The 14934-nt window shown below is 73.4% G+C and carries 13 protein-coding genes; 8 read left to right on the forward strand and 5 right to left on the reverse strand.

Going from position 1 to position 14934, the window contains the following annotated elements:
• Window positions 1-52: 52 nt before the first annotated feature.
• From AB0I89_RS13845 to AB0I89_RS13855, 3 genes are all read right to left on the reverse strand, one after another.
• A complete protein-coding gene (locus AB0I89_RS13845; RefSeq protein ID WP_357125321.1) occupies window positions 53-2788 on the reverse strand; it encodes a molybdopterin cofactor-binding domain-containing protein in 2736 nt (911 codons plus the stop codon).
• Window positions 2785-3603 carry an FAD binding domain-containing protein gene (locus AB0I89_RS13850; protein WP_357125324.1) on the reverse strand — a complete coding sequence of 273 codons (819 nt, stop codon included), beginning with the start codon at window positions 3601-3603 and terminating at the stop codon, window positions 2785-2787. The genes AB0I89_RS13845 and AB0I89_RS13850 overlap by 4 nt, the downstream gene beginning before the upstream one ends.
• Window positions 3604-3988: 385 nt before the next feature.
• Window positions 3989-5542, reverse strand: a complete 1554-nt coding sequence (locus AB0I89_RS13855) for a helix-turn-helix domain-containing protein (protein WP_357125327.1) — start codon at window positions 5540-5542, stop codon at window positions 3989-3991.
• 134 nt (window positions 5543-5676) lie between these two features.
• On the opposite strand from AB0I89_RS13855, the gene uraD reads away from it, so the two are divergent.
• The 8 genes from uraD to alc are packed head-to-tail and all read left to right on the forward strand — an operon-like array spanning window position 5677 to window position 13819.
• Window positions 5677-6180, forward strand: coding sequence for a 2-oxo-4-hydroxy-4-carboxy-5-ureidoimidazoline decarboxylase (uraD, locus tag AB0I89_RS13860; RefSeq protein ID WP_357125330.1), 504 nt, complete (start codon window positions 5677-5679; stop codon window positions 6178-6180).
• The gene (gene uraH / locus AB0I89_RS13865) at window positions 6177-6503 is read left to right on the forward strand and encodes a hydroxyisourate hydrolase (protein WP_355047963.1); all 327 of its coding nucleotides are present in this window, start codon (window positions 6177-6179) and stop codon (window positions 6501-6503) included. Before uraD ends, uraH begins: the two co-directional genes overlap by 4 nt.
• 4 nt (window positions 6504-6507) lie before the next feature.
• Window positions 6508-7374: a factor-independent urate hydroxylase gene (pucL, locus tag AB0I89_RS13870; protein WP_357125334.1), complete on the forward strand. Its 867-nt coding sequence runs from the start codon at window positions 6508-6510 to the stop codon at window positions 7372-7374.
• Window positions 7371-8750, forward strand: a complete 1380-nt coding sequence (locus AB0I89_RS13875; RefSeq protein WP_357125337.1) for an 8-oxoguanine deaminase — start codon at window positions 7371-7373, stop codon at window positions 8748-8750. Before pucL ends, AB0I89_RS13875 begins: the two co-directional genes overlap by 4 nt.
• Before the next feature lie 41 nt (window positions 8751-8791).
• Window positions 8792-10345, forward strand: a complete 1554-nt coding sequence (aceB, locus tag AB0I89_RS13880) for a malate synthase A (RefSeq protein WP_357125711.1) — start codon at window positions 8792-8794, stop codon at window positions 10343-10345.
• Window positions 10345-11517, forward strand: a complete 1173-nt coding sequence (locus AB0I89_RS13885; RefSeq protein ID WP_357125340.1) for a hypothetical protein — start codon at window positions 10345-10347, stop codon at window positions 11515-11517. The genes aceB and AB0I89_RS13885 overlap by 1 nt, the downstream gene beginning before the upstream one ends.
• Window positions 11514-12830, forward strand: coding sequence for an allantoinase AllB (allB, locus tag AB0I89_RS13890; RefSeq protein ID WP_357125343.1), 1317 nt, complete (start codon window positions 11514-11516; stop codon window positions 12828-12830). The genes AB0I89_RS13885 and allB overlap by 4 nt, the downstream gene beginning before the upstream one ends.
• A complete protein-coding gene (gene alc, locus AB0I89_RS13895) occupies window positions 12827-13819 on the forward strand; it encodes an allantoicase (protein WP_357125346.1) in 993 nt (330 codons plus the stop codon). The genes allB and alc overlap by 4 nt, the downstream gene beginning before the upstream one ends.
• 60 nt (window positions 13820-13879) lie before the next feature.
• Here the strand turns inward: alc and AB0I89_RS13900 are convergent, their stop codons facing one another.
• Together AB0I89_RS13900 and AB0I89_RS13905 are read right to left on the reverse strand one after the other, a co-directional pair.
• Window positions 13880-14482 (reverse strand): STAS domain-containing protein, encoded by a 603-nt coding sequence (locus AB0I89_RS13900; protein ID WP_357125349.1) that lies wholly within the window; start codon window positions 14480-14482, stop codon window positions 13880-13882.
• Entirely contained in the window at window positions 14479-14892 is a 414-nt protein-coding gene (locus AB0I89_RS13905) for an STAS domain-containing protein (RefSeq protein ID WP_357125352.1), read from the reverse strand. The genes AB0I89_RS13900 and AB0I89_RS13905 overlap by 4 nt, the downstream gene beginning before the upstream one ends.
• Window positions 14893-14934: the final 42 nt, after the last annotated feature.

Consider the following 14934-nt stretch of genomic DNA (forward strand, 5'->3'; position numbering starts at 1 on the left):
CATGGTCAGTCATCCGTGTGAATGGCGAGTAACGTACCCGTTCACGTGACCATCAGGTAATTGTCGGTGCTGAACGTTGCTCGTGCAGAGCGAGCCAGACCCGGTCGGCGGTGAGTGGCAGATCGGTGAAGCGGATGCCGGTCGCGTCGCGTAGGGCGTTCGCCAGCGCCGCCGCGACCGGATTGAACGGGCTCTCACTCATCGACTTCGCGCCCAGCGGGCCGACGGCGTCGCGCGTCCGGGCGAAGTGGACCTCCGTTCGCGGAATATCGGCGAGGGTCGGCAGGTGGTACTGGCGGAACGCGGCCGTGGTGACGGTGCCGCCCGCGTCGACGCGTACCTCCTCGCACAGGGCGGCCCCGATGGCCTGGGCGACCCCGCCCTCGACCTGGCCCCGGCACTGCATAGGGTTCACGACCGTGCCGGCGTCGGCGGCGTGGACGCTGCGCAGGATGCGGATCTCGCCCGTGTCCGGGTCGACCGCGACCCGGAACCACTGCGTGTTGAAGGCCACCGACCGTGGCGTGCCCGCGCAGTGCCCGTCGGCGGCCGTCTGCTCGCCGGCCGACTGGGCGAGTTCCCACAGGTCCGGCAGGGACAGCCGGTCGCCGGCGCAGTCGAGGGCGTCGGCGTCGAGTCGGCAGTGCGCGACCGGTACGCCGGTGTGCGCGGACGCGAACGCGAGCAGGCGGTCACGCAGCGCCCGACAGGCGCGCAGGACGGCGGTGCCCGCGACGATCGTGCCGGTGCTGCCGAACGCCCCGGTGTCGTGCCCGACCAGGTCCGTGTCGGACTGGCGGATGGCGATCCGGTCGGGCGTCGTGCCCAGCGTCTCGGCGGCGAGCTGCTGGTGCACGGTGGTGCTGCCGTTACCGAACTCGGCGGTGCCGACGGCGACCTCGAAACGCCCGTCGGGCAGCAGCGTCACCCGGGCGTCCGCGTGGTGCCCACCGGGTGGCGCGGTGGCGATCATCGACAGGGCCATGCCGTGCCCGGTGAGCCAGCCGGGCGGTGCGGGCGGTCCCGCGTCCCGCGCGGCGGCGGCGACGACGTCCAGACACTGGTCGAGGCCGTAGCTGCCGACGGTCAGGTCGTCGTCGTGGCCGGCCGGGGGGACGAGTCGTTCACCGGGGCGTACGACGTTGCGGGCGCGCAGGTCGACCGGGTCGAGGTCGAGGCGTCGCGCCAGCTCGTCGAGGACCGACTCGACGGCGAAGCTGACCTGCCCGAGGCCGTAGCCGCGGAACGCGCCGGCGGGGACGGTGTTGGTGTAGACCGCGTACCCGTCGACTCTCTTGTTCGGGCACCGGTACACCGACAGGGATTCGTGGCAGCCGTGGAACAGCACACCGGGCCCGTGGTTGCCGTACGCCCCGGTGTTAGAGACGACCCGCAGGCGGATGCCGGTCAGGGTGCCGTCCCGACGGGCGCCGGCGGTCACCTCGACGGTGAAGGGGTGCCGGGTGGTGGTGGCGGTGAACTGCTCCGCGCGGGTGTGTTCGAGTTTCACCGGGCGGCCGGTCTTCAGCACGGCGAGGACGACGAGGTCCTCGACGAGCATTTCCTGCTTGCCGCCGAACCCGCCGCCGACCCGGCCGGTGAGCACCCGCACCCGGTCCAGCGGCAGGTCGAACAGCCGGCACAGCGCGCGGCGGGTGAGGAACGGCGTCTGGGTGCTGGAGCGTACGGTCACCCGTCCGTCGGCGTCGACCCAGGCCAGCGCCCCGTGCGTCTCCAGGCTGGCGTGCTGCACACGTTGGGTGCGGAACGTCTGCCGATGGACCAGGTCGGCGGCCGCGAGCCCGGCGTCCACGTCGCCGACCTCGGCGTGGATCTCGCCGACCACGTTGTCGGCCGGTCGGGCGATGCCGGCCTCGGCGCCCCGGTCGCCGTGCAGGACCGGCGCGCCGGGTGCCATCGCCGCCTCCGGGTCGACGACCGCCGGTAGCACCTCGTAGCGCACGACGACGCGTCGGCAGCCCTCCTCGGCGGCGGCCTCGGTGTCCGCGACGACGGCGGCGACCCGCTGGCCCACGTGGCGCACCACGTCGTCCAGGAGCCGGGTGTCGGCCGGGTCGTCGCTCGGGTGCTCGTGCTGCGCGGTCGAGTAGCGACGGTCGGGGGCGTCCGCGTGGGTGAGCACCGCGTGGACGCCCGGTAGGGCGAGCGCCGCGGTGGTGTCGACGGCCAGGATCCGCGCGTGCGGGTGGGGCGAGCGCAGCACCTTCAGGTGCAGCAGACCGGGCACGTCGACGTCGAACGTGTACCGGGCCGCGCCGGTGACCACCTCCCGGCCGGCCGGCGCCGCCACGTTGGCCCCGACCGCCGCGCCCGAGGCCGGCTCGTGGACGTGGCGGTCACCGCGAACGGCGTCCTCGATCGCCCGGTAGCCGGTGCAGCGGCACAGGTTGCCCTTCAACGCCTGCGGGAGCGCGTCGAGTTGGCGCTCGTCGAGCGCGGCGGCCGTCATGATGAACCCGGCGGTGCAGAAACCGCACTGGAAGCCCTGCGCGTCCAGGAAGCGCTGCTGCACGGGGTGCAGGCCGTCGGGCGTGGCCAGGCCGCCGATGGTGGTGACCTGACGACCCCGGGCCCGGACCGCCGGGTAGACGCAGCTGTGCACGGGTTGACCGTCGACGTGCACCGTGCAGGCGCCGCAGTCGCCCGTGTCGCAGCCCTTCTTGACCCCGAGGCGACCGCGTTCGCGCAGGTAGGTGCGCAGGCACTGGCCGGGCCGGGGGGCCTGGTTGCACGCCGTCCCGTCAACCACGATTCCGCCGGCGGTCACCGCGGGCTCCTTCCGGCGAGTTCGGCGCGGATCTGCTCGGCGAACAGCAGGGTGAGGTGGCGTCGCCACCGCGGCAGACCGTGCACGTCGTCGACGTACCGCTCGGCGGGGATGCCGTCGGTGACGGCCTGCCGCAGCGTCCCGGCCGTGGGCAGGGTGTCGAACCGGAGCTGCACCGGCCGTACCGTGGACGCGGTCACGGTGAGCACGAACGACCCGTCCGGGTCGGTGCGGCCGACCAGCAGCGCGGCGGACCGGCCGCCGACGAACAGGGATCCCCGGCGCAACGCGGTCGGACTGCGCAGGGAGGCGGCGGGCAGGGTCATCGACCGCAGAAACTCCCCGGGTACGAGGGCGGTCGTGCCCTCGCCCGTCACGAAATCCGCGACCGCCAGCTCACGCCGGCCGCCCTCGGCGGTCAGCAGCAGGCAGGTGCCGTCCAGGGCCGCGCCCAGCGAGATCATCGGGCCCGCCGGCAGCGCCGTGCACAGGTTCCCGCCGACGGTCGCCGTGTTCCAGATCTTGAACGAGGCGAGGAACGCCTCGCAGCAGCGCCGGACCAGCTCCCGCAGTGCCGTGGGCCGCACCGTCGTGGACCGGGCCAGCTCCGCGATCGTGCACGTCGCGGCGATGTCCAGGCCGCGCGGTGTGTCGGTCACCGGCGGCCAGTCCTCGCCGGTCAGGTCGCGGAGCCGGCGGAGGTGCCGATGGGGTTCGGAGAACAGGTATGTGCCACCGGCGAGCCAGGCGTCGCCCGGCTGCCAGCGACCGGCCGCCGCCGCGGGCACCACGGTCCGTACCGAGTTCAGATCCACCCCGCACACCCCGTCCCGCGAACCCGGTCGGCTCACCTGACAGCCATCTCAGCAGTGCGGAGGGTCGCAGCCCATTGGCTCAGGGCACGAAGGCTGCCGGGTGCTCGCCGCCGCGAGTTGGGCTTTCGCACAGCGGGCAGCCACCTGGACACGTACTCGTCCAGGCCGGGTGTCAAGGTCCTCGGTCGAGCCGAGGGGCGGACGGCGGACACCAGAATGAGCGTGATGCCGGTGAGTCATCTTGATGACCCACAGGCATCACGCTCAATGGAGCGGGTGGCTCCGATCCGGTCGGACCACGGGCCCGCGAGCGGCGGTTCACCAGCGGCCGAAACGGCCGGTCCGCTCGGCCTCCGCAGGCCGGCCAGGGGCTTTGACACACGGCCTAGTGGCGTTGCAGTTGCAGCGCGAGGTACAGGTCGACGCGGTCGTCGAAGCGGTGCAGCTTGCGGCCGGTGAGCTGCTCGATGCGCTGGATGCGGTAGCGCAGGGTGTTGACGTGGACGTGCAGCTCCTTCGCCGTGCGGGTCCACGAGCCGTCGCAGCGCAGGAACATGTCGAGGGTGTGCACGAGGCGGGCGTCGTGCGCGCGGTCGTACTCGGCGAGGGGGCGCAACAGCCGGCGGTGGAACGCCCGCCGGGCCTCGGTCGGGACGCCGGCCAGCAGCAGCGCGTGCGAGGACAGGTCTCCGCTGGACACCACCGCCACCCGCTCCTGCCCGGTGACGGCGTACCGGTAGGCGTGGCGGGCCTCCTCGACCGCCGTGTCCAGCGCGTCGGCCCCCGATGCCGCTGCGCTGATCCCGATGGCGAACCGCGCTGCGCCCAGAGCCGGTGTCAGTGCCCGCGTCGCCTGGCGGATCCCCTGCACGAGGTCGGCCGGGCTGACGTCGCCGGGGGAGTCGACGGGGATGAGCGCATGGACCTCGTCGCCGACGGTCGCGATGGCCGACGTGGGCGCCAGCGGCCGCACGACCTCCTCGACGACGCTGAGCGGCAGGTCGTCGGGCGCCGCCGTTGCGGTGCCGGCGGTGAGGGCGAGGAAGGTGGCGTCCGGGGCCAGGCGACACGCTTCGAGACGCGCCGCGATCTCGGCGGGCGCGGCGCCGCCGACCAGCGGTCGCAGCAGGAGCGCGGCGAGGCGACGCTCGACGTGCAGGTGCCGGTCGAGGTGGGCGCGTTCGAGGGTGAGCAGGGTGACCAGCCCTTCGACGGCCTGGCGGCGCTCGGGCTCCCAGGTGGTCAGGTCGCCCGCGCAGGCCAGGAACCACGTGCCGACCCGCCGGCCCGGGTGGGCGCTCGCGCCGAAGAGCGAGACGCGCCGGTCCCGGCCGACGCCGAGGACGTGGGGCAGCCGAGGGGCGGTCAGGAACGTACGCGCCAGCCGGGCGCACAGGTCGCCGTCGATCGGGGCGGTGCCCGCGACGAGCCGGCCGGTGGGCGACAGGACCCAGCAGGGGGTCTCGGCGGCGGCCGACGGCAACAGGTCGGCGAGGTGCGCGTCCTCGGTGAGCGCCGCGATCAGACCCTGGTGCCGGTGCACGGTCGCGGCCAGTCCGGTGGCTCTCTCGACCCGCAGGGCAGTGCCGATGGCATCGCTGATGACGGTGAAGGACACCTCGACGGGTACCTCGAACACGGGGACGTCGTGACGTGCGCACGCCTCGACGACATCGGCCGGGACGGTGCCGAACGCCGCCGCGCCGGCCCCGACCGCGCTGACGCCCGCCCGCGCGACGGCCGCCGCGAACACCTCGGAGTCCGTCGGACCGCGTCTCCACATGAGACCGGTGAGCACCACCTCGCCGCCGGACAGGTAACGGCTCGGGTCGAGCAGGTCGGTGGTGAAGAACTGCTGGATCACCCGCTCGCCCTGGCTGTGGCCGCTGAGCAACGTCAGTTTGAGGCCGGCCTGGCCCAGGAGGTCGTTGAGGCGCATCGACAACTCCTTGCCTTGGAGGAAGCTCCAGAGACCGTAGGGCGGCAATGTTTCAAGTTCGGTTCGCTCGCCCAATGCACCCGGCTCGATGTCGCTGTTTGACTACCGCCACCGCGAAGTGGAGGGGAGGTCCGGTGCACGAGCGTCTGACGTGGTTCAACGCGCTGCCGGCGGCCGACGCCGAGCGGGAGCTGTCGGCGTGCTGCGCGTCGCCGTCGTGGGCGCGGGCCATGGCCGCCGCCCGTCCCTACGCCACCCCGGCGGCGCTCGTCACCACGGGATCCGCGACGCTCGCCGCCCTGCCCTGGCCCGACATCGCCGAGGCGCTGGCGGCGCATCCCCGGATCGGGCAACGGGCCGACGGCGACGGGCGTGACGCGACCTGGTCCCGCCGCGAGCAGGCCGGCGTCGCCGACAGCGACGAGCGCACCCGGCTCGCCCTGCGCGAGGTCAACCGCGCCTACGAGGCCCGCTTCGGACACCTCTTCCTGATCTTCGCGAACGGACGGTCGCCCGCGGAGATCGTCGCCGCCGCCACCGCCCGGCTCGCCAACGGCGCGGCGGCGGAGCGGGAGGTGGTCCGGGCCGAGCTGACCCGGATCACGGCGCTGCGACTGACGAGGCTGATGGACGAGTGAGCCTCTCCACGCACGTCCTCGACACCGCCCGCGGGGAACCGGCCCAGGGAGTGGCCGTGCACCTGTACCGCTGGGCCGGCGACCGGTGGATCGACGTCGCCACGGGGCGTACGGACCCCGACGGGCGGCTGCGCGACTGGGTGCCCAAGCGGCGCTGGGCCCGGGGGACGTACCGACTCTGCTTCGACACCGCCGGCTACCTCGGCCTCGGGGCGTTCTTCCCGGAGGTGTCGGTGGTGTTCGTGGTCACGGATGTCTGGCGGCACGTGCACGTGCCCCTGCTGCTGAGCCCGTACGGCTATTCGACGTATCGAGGGAGTTGACCCGTTGGACGTTGTTCTCGGCCCCCACCAGTACGGCAAGGCCGAAGTGCGGCTGGTCCACGTCGTCCGCCACGGCGAACGGCACGACCTGACCGACCTGACCGTCGGCGTCGCGCTCGCCGGCGACCTGGCCGACACCCACCTGACCGGCGACAACAGCAAGGTCCTGCCGACCGACAGCCAGAAGAACACGGTGTACGCCTTCGCCCGCCAACACGGCGTCGGCGCGATCGAGGACTTCGGGCTGCGCCTGGCCCGGCACTTCGTCGAGTCGCAGCCCGCCGTCACCCGGGCGACCGTCGACATCCACGAGCACGCCTGGGGACGCCAGGGCCCGCACTCGTTCGCCCGCTCGGGGGCCGAGACGCGGACGGCGACGGTCACCGTCGACGGGTCGGACGCCGTCGTCGTCTCCGGGCTGACCGGGATGGTGCTGCTGAACACCACCGACTCGGAGTTCTTCGGCTTCGTGCGGGACGCGTACACGACGTTGCCCGAGGCGCACGACCGGATCCTGGCCACGGCGGTGGACGCTCGTTGGCGACACGCGACGAGCGGGAGCGACGACTGGGCGCTCTCGTTCGGCGAGGCACGGCGGCACCTCGTCGAGGCGTTCGTCGACACGCACAGCCTCTCCCTGCAACAGACCCTCCACGCGATGGGTCAGCGGGTCCTCGAAAATCGGCCGGAGATCACCGAGGTGCGGATGTCGCTGCCCAACAAGCACCACTTCCTCGTCGACCTCGCACCCTTCGGGCTCGACAACCCCAACGAGGTCTTCCACGCCCCCGACCGCCCGTACGGGCTGATCGAGGGCGCCGTGCGTCGCGACGACGCGCCACGGTGGGTCGAGTCGTGGTGGGACGTGTGACCCCGCCCCGGCCGGAGCGCATCGTCATCGAGGGCTGCGCGGTCGCGACCGTCGACGGCACGGGCCGCGAGTACGAGCGCGGTCACCTGGTCGTTGAGGGTGGACGGATCGTCGCCGTCGGGCCCGGTCCGGCGGCCGCCACGGACCAGGCGGGGCCCGTCCGGCGCGTCGACGGCACCGGCTGCCTCGCCACGCCGGGGCTGGTCAACACCCACCACCACCTCTACCAGTGGGTCACCCGGGGCCTCGCGCAGCAGGCCGACCTGTTCGGCTGGCTCACCGACCTGTATCCGGTGTGGGCGCGCATCGGCGAGGAGGACGTCTCGGCGGCCGTCGGCGCGGGGCTGGGCTGGCTCGCGCTGTCCGGCTGCACCACGACCACCGACCACCACTACGTGTTCCCGGCGGGGGCCGGCGACCTGTTCGCCGCCGAGGTGGCCGAGGCGGGCCGGGTGGGGCTGCGCTTTCACCCCGTCCGCGGCTCCATGGACCTCGGCGCGTCCGCCGGTGGTCTGCCGCCGGACCACCTCGTGGAGGACACCGACGCCGCGCTGGCCGCGACGGCCGAGGCGATCGACCGCTTCTCCGACCCCGCACCGGACGCGATGGTCCGGGTCGCGGTGGGTCCCTGCTCCCCGTTCTCCGCGAGTGAACGGTTGATGCGGGACGCCGCCGCGTTGGCGCGGGACCGGGGCGTCCGGCTGCACACCCACCTGGCCGAGACCGTGGACGAGGAGGACTACTGCCGGGCCACGCACGGCTGCGCGCCCGCCGAGTACGCCGAGCGGCTCGGCTGGCTCGGCGACGACGTCTGGCTTGCGCACGGCGTGCACCTGGACGCCGACGCCATCGGGCGGATCGCGGCGACCGGCACGTCGTTGGCGCACTGTCCCAGCTCGAACGCCCGGCTCGGCGCGGGTATCGCCCCCGTGCGGGACCTGCTCGACGCCGGCGCGTCCGTCGGCCTCGGCGTCGACGGCGCCGCCTCCCAGGAGGCCGGACAGCTGGTCGCGGAGGTACGCCAGGCCCTGCTGGTGGCCCGTCTGCGGGGTGGGCCGACCGCCCTGACCGCGCGCGAGGCGCTCACCCTCGCCACCCGTGGCGGCGCCCGCTGCCTCGGCCGCTCCGACGAGATCGGCTCACTGGAGGTGGGCAAGCTGGCCGACGTCGCGCTCTGGCGTCTCGACGGGCTCGGCCACGCCGACATCGCCGATCCGGTCGCCGCCCTCGTTTTCGGCGCGCCGGCGCCGGTGGAGCTGCTGCTCGTCGGCGGTCGACCGGTCGTCGAGGGCGGCCGTCTGAGCACCGTCGACGAACGGGACCTGCTCCTGCGGGCCCGACGGGCAGCGGGTCGGCTGCGCGACGCGACCCGGTGACGGCCCACCCGACAGCGAGGACAGGAGTGCACGTGCCGACGATGACCGAACGGGAAATCCTCAGCCCCGAGGCGCTGGGGTTCGTCAGCGAGCTGCACCGGCGCTTCGACGCCCGCCGGGCGGAACTGCTCGCCCGTCGCGCTCGGCGACGCGCGGAGATCGCCCGGACCGGCCGACTCGACTTCCTGACCGAGACGAAGGACATCCGCGAATCCGAGTGGCGGGTGCCCCCGCCACCACCCGGTCTCGCCGACCGGCGCGTGGAGATCACCGGACCCACCGACCGCAAGATGGCCATCAACGCGCTGAACTCCGGCGCGCAGGTCTGGCTCGCCGACCTGGAGGACGCCAACACGCCGCACTGGGCGAACGTCATGGCCGGGCAGATCAACCTGTACGACGCCGTACGCGCCACGATCACCCACGACGCGCCGGACGGGCGGCACTACGCCCTGCGCGCGGACGGGCCGCTCGCCACCATCGTCGTACGACCACGGGGCTGGCATCTCGACGAGCGTCACGTGCTGGTCGACGGCGTGCCGGCCGCCGGCGCGCTCGTCGACTTCGGCCTGCACGCCTTCCACAACGCGCGGGAGTCGATCGCGCGGGGCGTCGGCCCGTACTACTACCTGCCGAAGCTGGAGAGTCACCGGGAGGCGCGGCTCTGGCACGACGTGTTCGCGTACGCCGAGGACACGCTCGGCATCGGACGCGGCGCGATCCGCGCGACCGTGCTCATCGAGACCATCACGGCGGCGTTCGAGATGGACGAGATCCTGCACGCGCTGGGGCCGCACGCCGCCGGGCTCAACGCGGGGCGCTGGGACTACCTGTTCTCCATCATCAAGAACTTCCGCGAGCGGACCGTGCTGCCCGACCGTGCCGCGATCACGATGACCGCGCCGTTCCTGCGCGCGTACACCGATCTGCTCGTCGCGACCTGTCACCGCCGTGGCGCGGTCGCCATCGGCGGCATGTCGGCCTTCGTGCCCGGCGGTGACGCGCAGCGGAACGCGGCGGCCTTCGCGCAGGTCCGCGCGGACAAGGAGCGCGAGGCGAACGACGGCTTCGACGGCTCCTGGGTGGCCCACCCGGCGCTGGTGCCGGTCTGCCGCGAGGTCTTCGACGGCGTCCTCGGGCAGCGGGACAACCAACTGGACCGCATCCGCGACGACGTGCGCGTGCCCGCCGACCGGCTGCTCGACTTCACGGTCGCGGGCGGCGAGGTCACCTCGGCCGGGTTGCGGACCAACGTCTCGGTCGCGCTGCGCTACCTGGAGGCCTGGCTCCGGGGCGTCGGGGCCGTCGCCATCAACAACCTCATGGAGGACGCGGCCACCGCCGAGATCTCCCGCGCCCAGATCTGGCAGTGGGCGCACCAGGCTGTCCGGCTGGCCGACACCGGCGAGACGGTCTCCGCGGACCTCGTCCGACGCGTCGTGGGGGAGGAACTGGCCGGGATTCGGCACGCCGTGGGGGAGACCGCCTACGCGGCCGGGCGGTGGCCGGACGCACGAGCCCTCGTCGAGCGGGGCGCGCTGGACGACGAGTTCGTCGACTTCCTCACGGTGCCCGCGTACGAGGTCGTCGACTGATGGGCCGCCGACTGCACGAGCGGACCGGCCTCGAACTGGACCGCCGGCTCGCGCCGGTCGACGAGGCGCTGCGGCGGCGCTACCCGGGTGCGGCCCCCGGCCGGCAGCCGGTGCACACCGTGTACGTCCCGGCGGACCGGTACACCCCGGACCTGTGCCGGCGCTGGGGCGAGCAGGCCCTCGACACGCTGAACGGGTGCCCACCCCTGCCGTTCCCGGTGGAGCTGCGCGACCGCGTGCTGGCGAAGCTGTCCACCGAGCCCATCGAGGATCTCCGTCTCGACTTCGAGGACGGCTACGGCGTACGCGACGACGACGAGGAGGACGAGAGCGCCCGCGTCGCCGCGACGGCGCTGCGGAACGGCCCGCGCCCCGCGTTCGTCGGGCTGCGCTGCAAGAGCCTCGACGCCGACAGCCGGGACCGGGCGATCCGTACCCTCGACGTGTTCCTCGACGCGCTCGGTCCACCCCCACCCGGTTTCGTCGTCACCCTGCCGAAGGTCCGGGCCGTCGAGCAGGTCGCGGCGATGTCCCTGCTGTGCGCGGCGTTGGAGGCCGCGTACGCGCTGCCGGCCGCGAGCCTGCGCTTCGAGCTGCAGATCGAGACCCCGGAGGCGGTGCTGGGCGCGGACGGCACCGCCACCGTCGCCCGCATGATCACCGCCGCCCAGGGCCGCTGCGTCGGGCTGCACTACGGCACGTACGACTACAGCGCCGCCTGCGGCGTCGCGGCCGCCCACCAGTCGCTCGACCATCCCGTCGCCGACCACGCCAAGGCCGTCATGCAGGCGGCGGCGGCCGGCACCGGCGTACGCCTCAGCGACGGCTCGTCGAACGTGCTCCCGGTCGGCGACGCGACGGCCGTACACCGGGCCTGGCGGCTGCACACGAGCCTGGTCCGGCGGTCCCTCGCGCGCGGCTTCTACCAGGGTTGGGACCTGCATCCCGCGCAGTTGCCCACCCGGTACGCCGCCACCTACGCCTTCTTCCGCGAGAGCCGTGCGGCCACCGTGGAACGCCTCACCGCGTACCTGGACCGCCGCGCCGGGGGCGTGCTGGACGAACCGGCGACCGCACACGCGCTCGCCGGGTTCCTGCGCCGTGGCCTCGACTGCGGCGCGCTCGACCCGGACGAGGTCGGCGTCGACCGAGCCACCCTGGAGGCGCTGTGAGCTACGACCTCGTCCTGCGCTCGACGCGGGTCGTCACCCCGCGGGGCGAACGGCCGGCGACGGTCTGCGTCACCGACGGACGCATCATGGCGGTGACCGACCACGACGCCACGCCCGACGGGCCGGTCACCGACCTCGGCGACCTGGCCCTGCTGCCCGGCCTCGTCGACACCCATGTGCACGTGAACGAACCCGGGCGTACCGAATGGGAGGGCTTCGCCTCGGCCACCCGCGCCGCGATAGCCGGCGGCGTGACGACGATCGTCGACATGCCGCTCAACTCCCTCCCGCCGACCGTGTCGGTGCCGGCCCTCGACGTGAAGCGCCGCGCCGCCGACGGCGCGGTGCACACGGACGTCGGTTTCTGGGGCGGAGCTGTGCCCGGCAACGCCGGAGACCTCGCGGCGCTGCACCGCGCCGGTGTCCTCGGCTTCAAGTGTTTCCTCGTCGACTCCGGTGTGCCGGAGTTCCCGCCGCTGGACCCACCGGCGCTCGACACCGCGCTCCGCGCGGTCGACGCCCTGTTCATCGTGCACGCCGAGAACCCCGACGACATCAGCGCCGCACCACCGTCGCGCCGCTACGCCGACTTCGTGGCGTCCCGGCCACCGAACGCCGAGACAACGGCCATCGCCCGGGTGCTGGACGCCGCCCGACGCGCCGCCGCACGCGTCCACATCCTGCACCTGTCGTCGGCCGACGCCCTGCCGCTGATCGCCGCCGCGCGGGACGCGGGCGTCAGCGTCACCGTCGAGACCTGCCCGCACTACCTCTGCCTGAGCGCCGAGGAGGTGCCCGACGGCGCCACCGAGTACAAGTGCTGTCCGCCGATCCGGGACCGCGCCAACCAGGACCGGCTCTGGGCGGGTCTGGTCGCCGGGGTCATCGACTGCGTCGTCTCCGACCACTCACCCAGCACACCGGCTCTGAAGAGACCGCCGAGCGGTGACTTCGCCGCCGCGTGGGGAGGCATCTCGTCGTTGCAGATCGGCCTGCCGGCCATCTGGAGCAGTGCCCGGCGGCGCGGGTACCGGCTGATCGACGTCGTCCGGTGGATGGCGCAGCGGCCCGCCGAGATCGCCGGACTGGGCACCAAGGGGCGCATCGCTCCCGGTTCCGACGCCGACCTCGTCGCCTTCGCACCGGACGAGCCGTTCGTGGTCGACCCGGCGACGCTGCGGCACCGCCATCCCGTCACCCCGTACGCCGGGCGGACGCTGCACGGCGTCGTACGCGACGTGTGGCTGCGTGGCCAGCCGGTCTCGCCGGACGGACCGCCACGGGGACGCCTCATCTCCGGGAGCAGCCGATGAGCACACTTCCCGACCTCGCCTCCCGGGCGCTGTCCGGTGGCGTCGTCCACGCCAACGACGAGTTCTTCGCCCCCGCCGACCACCTCGTCGACCCGAAGCCGCCGACGTTCGCCCCAGCCACCTTCGGGGCCAAGGGCCAGGTGTACGAGGGGTGGGAGACCCGCCGTCGGCGTACCCCCGGGCACGATCACGCCATCGTGCGGCTCGGCGTGCCCGGGATCGTGCACACCGTCGTCGTGGACACCAGCCACTTCACCGGCAACTACCCGCCGTACGCGGCGGTCGACGCCTGCCGCCTGGACGGGCATCCGGCACCCGAGGACCTCGCCGAGGCGACCTGGACGCCCCTGGTGCCCCGGGTGGCGCTCGCCGGCGACACCCGCAACGTCTTCTCCGTCGAACCGGGACACCGGGTCACCCACGTACGCCTGTCGATCTTCCCGGACGGCGGTGTCGCCCGGTTGCGGGTGCACGGCGAGGCCACCCCCGACCCCCGGTTCCTCGCCGGTGGCCTGGTCGACCTGGCGGCCCTGGAACACGGGGGTCTCGTCGTGGGATGCAGCGACATGTTCTACGGCACGCCCCACAACCTGATCGCCCCCGGCCGGGCCCGCACGATGGGGGAGGGCTGGGAGACGGCCCGCCGCCGCGACGACGGCAACGACTGGGTCCTGCTGCGCCTCGCCGCACCCGGCGTCGTCCGGCTCGTCGAGTTGGATACCAGCCACTTCAAGGGCAACGCGCCCGGGGCGGCGGCGGTCCGCGGGTGCGCCACCGACCCGGACGACCCGGACGGCTGGTTCGACCTGCTGCCGGTGACCCGCCTGCAACCCGACACCCGGCACCGATTCCTGGTCACCGACGCGGACGCGGTGACCTGGGTACGCCTCGACGCGTACCCGGACGGTGGAATGGCCCGGCTCCGCGTCCTCGGTGAGATAACCCCGGCCGGCCTGGCCACCCTGCGAAACCGTTGGTCATCGGCGTGAACCTGGCGTCCGCGGATCTCGTGACGATGGGCGTCTGAGCTGCTGCCACGGCCGTCGGCGTTACGTCTCGGCCGTGGGCGCGGCCACGGACAGCGCCGGCCGGGCCATCCGGTCCAGGGCGTCCTCGCGACTGTCGAAGATCGGGAAGACGCCGTCCAGGCGCATCGTGTGCAGGACGGTCCGGATGAACCGCGACGGCGCGGCGAGGCAGAGCGTGAGGCCCCGCTCGCGGGCGTCGAGGTGGGCCCGGACCAGCAGGCCGAGGCCGGTGGAGTCGATGGCGTGTACACGACTCAGGTCGACCAGCACGGGTGCGCCCGCCTCGGCCGCCTGCCGCAGCGCGGCACGCAGCGCGTCCCCGGTGGCGACGTCGATGTCGCCGCTGGCGGTGACGATGGTGGCGTCGTCGAGGTGGTCGATGCCGAGAATCCCGCCGGGACCGTGGCCCTCGATCGAGGCCTGCCGGGGGTTCGCGGGCGGGAGCAGGCTGCAGTGGGGGCAGCGGTGTGGTCCGGTGGCGAACGGCGAGCCGCTCCAGCCGTGCTCGGACACGAGCGTCCAGACGACCTCGGCGTCGGGCAGCACGCAGGCGGTGGCGGTGAGACTGTCGCCGCAGATGTCACAGATGAGGGTCATCAGGTTGTCGTCCGGGACGACGGTCATGCCGCTGATCCTTTCTGTCCGCCGCGAGCGGCGAGCGCCGGCTCGACCGGCCGTGACTCGTCCCGCGTCGCCGGATCGCCGGGCGACGCCGACGGCGGTTCGGTGACGATCGGCAGGACCTGGTCCAGCCGGGCGTGGTGCAGGATGCGCTGGATACGCCGGTTGGGGTTGCGTACGACGAGGGTCCCGTCGGCGCGGGCCAGCCGTCGGTGGATGTCCAGCAGCAGCCCGATGGCGGCGGCGTCGAGGTAACGGCACTCCGACAGGTCGACGACGACCTGCCCGGGGCGCAGCGCCAGCAGCCGGTCGAACACGGCGCCGCTCTCGGCCAGGCAGCTCAGGTCCAGTTGGGTGATGCTGACCTCCACCAGCGGCAGCGCGTACGACGGAGGTTTGAGTGGTCCCGTCACTGTCGTACCCCTTTCTCGTGGCTCTGGTCGCCTGCCACCGTG

Origin of the sequence: Micromonospora sp. NPDC049801 (assembly GCF_040656575.1) — a bacterium.
Classification (GTDB): domain Bacteria; phylum Actinomycetota; class Actinomycetes; order Mycobacteriales; family Micromonosporaceae; genus Micromonospora.